This is a genomic window from Rhodoluna sp., from assembly GCF_024641065.1.
Taxonomy (GTDB): Bacteria; Actinomycetota; Actinomycetes; order Actinomycetales; family Microbacteriaceae; genus Rhodoluna.
This window is the reverse complement of the sequence record NZ_JAHEDV010000030.1, coordinates 1-2038: the sequence shown is the minus strand read 5'-3', so window position 1 is coordinate 2038 and position 2038 is coordinate 1. Positions and strand designations below refer to the sequence as shown.

The window sequence follows — 2038 nt, the reverse complement described above, 5'->3', positions numbered from 1 at the left end:
TCAAAGAAGAAAGAACTGCCTTGGCTAAGAAGAGTGCGCCCGACGAACTGATGATTGTCGCAAAGGGTCTAACCAAGAAATACGACGATTTCACCGCTGTCGACGGCATCGACTTTCAGGTCAAGCGCGGCGAGTCATTTGGCCTGCTAGGGCCTAACGGCGCGGGCAAGTCAACCACCATGAAGATGATCGCGGCAACCTCGCTTCGCACCGGTGGCGAGCTGTCAATCTTGGGGCGCGACCCGAACAAGGCCGGCCCAGAGATTCGCGCACACCTCGGAGTTGTGCCTCAGCAAGACAACCACGACGGCGAACTCAAGACCTGGGAAAACCTCTATATCTATGGTCGCTACTTCGGCCTGCCCCGCAAATTCTTGAAGAAGAAGATTGAAGAGCTGCTTGATTTTGCTCAACTTCAAGAGAAACGCAATGTAAAAGTTGACCAGTTGTCGGGAGGAATGAAACGCCGCCTAACAATTGCTCGCGGTTTGGTGAATGAACCAGAAATTTTGATGCTTGATGAGCCAACCACTGGTCTTGACCCGCAGGCTCGTCACATTCTCTGGGATCGCTTGTTTCGCCTCAAAGAAGAAGGCGTGACACTTGTGATCACCACTCACTACATGGATGAAGCCGAGCAACTCTGTGACCGAATTATTGTGATGGACAAAGGCAAGATCATGGCCGAGGGTGCACCTGCCGCGCTAATCAAAAAATATTCGAGCAAAGAAGTGGTTGAAGTTCGTTTTGGTTCAGCCAGGAACGCAGAGGCTGCCAAGAAAGTTGAAAAACTTGGTGACCGCATCGAACTTTTGCCAGACCGCATCTTGATTTATTGCGAAGACGGCGAAAAGGTTTTGAAGCAGATCAACAAATTGGGTCTCGAGCCACAGACTCAACTCGTTCGCCGTAGTTCACTTGAAGACGTTTTCTTGCGACTTACCGGAAGAACGTTGGTCGACTAAGAATGACTGACTTCAAGCTCACTTGGCAGGGTTCTGCCGAGCTAATAGATTTCAAGAAAGCGCGCACCTGGGCACCGTGGTTCGTTGCCGAATATCGTCTTCGCAATATGTCGAAGTGGATAGGTGCAATCATCGCCTTTGGCCTTGGCAACCCGGTGCTTTATCTGTTCTCGGTGGGCATCGGCGTTGGGTCGTTGGTCAATAAAAACCTAGGCCCCAACGGCATCGATGGCGTTGGTTATCTAACCTTCTTGGCCCCCGCTTTGCTTGTCACTGCAGCGATTCAGGCCGCCATGGATGAAACTACCTTTCCTACACTGCAGGGCTTCGTGTGGGATAAATCGTTCTTCTCGATGATTGCCACCCAGCTTCGTGGTCGCGACATTGTTGGCGGAATCATGATTGCCTCGTCGATTCGTTGCTTGTTGAACACCATCTTCTATGAGGCCGTGTTATTGGCATTCGGCGCAATTACCTGGCAGTCTTTGCCGGCATTAACCATCTCGGCATTTTTTGCCGGAATCTCGTTTGCAGCATTCATGCTTGCCATCACCTCTTTTGTAAAGCAAGACGATGGTTTCTTTGCGTTGGTTGGGCGATTTGTGATTGCACCAATGTTTATGTTCTCTGGCACGTTTTATCCGCTAACCACACTGCCTATTTATTTGCAGTGGATCGGCTGGGTCTCACCGGTTTGGCATGCCACCGATATTGGTCGCAACCTGAGCTATGGCCATGAGGTTGAGCCGTGGTTGATGGCAGTGCACTTCGGTTATTTGGCGATTTTGTTCTCTGTGTCGATGTTTGTTGGCGCTCGACAGTTTCACACGAGGTTGATGAAATGAGTTTGATTAACGCAACGGTCGATAGCGCAGTGGCTATCGCAGAACGTCGCAGCGGAAAAATCGGCGCAGAGTTTTATGCCGGTCGCACCAGCGCAATGATTGAGCGCGCATTCATGGCTTTCAAAACTTCTTCATGGATGGTCGTGCTCAGCGGTTTCGTCGAGCCGGTGTTTTATTTGTTGGCATTTGGTTTCGGTCTTGGTGCGCTAATCGGTGGTGTGACCGACG

General features: G+C 50.8%; 2 protein-coding genes and 1 pseudogene. All 3 read left to right on the top strand.

Annotated elements, in window-relative coordinates; genetic code table 11:
• The first annotated feature begins 50 nt into the window (after positions 1 to 50).
• On the top strand, positions 51 to 965 hold the full coding sequence (locus tag Q0L26_RS05835; RefSeq protein ID WP_296648644.1) for an ABC transporter ATP-binding protein: 915 nt from the start codon (positions 51 to 53) through the stop codon (positions 963 to 965).
• Positions 966 to 967: 2 nt separating this feature from the next.
• Positions 968 to 1810, top strand: coding sequence for an ABC transporter permease (locus Q0L26_RS05830; protein ID WP_296648642.1), 843 nt, complete (start codon positions 968 to 970; stop codon positions 1808 to 1810).
• Positions 1807 to 2038 (top strand): annotated as a pseudogene (locus Q0L26_RS05825) (ABC transporter); the annotation flags it as partial. The gene Q0L26_RS05830 and the pseudogene Q0L26_RS05825, both read left to right, overlap by 4 nt.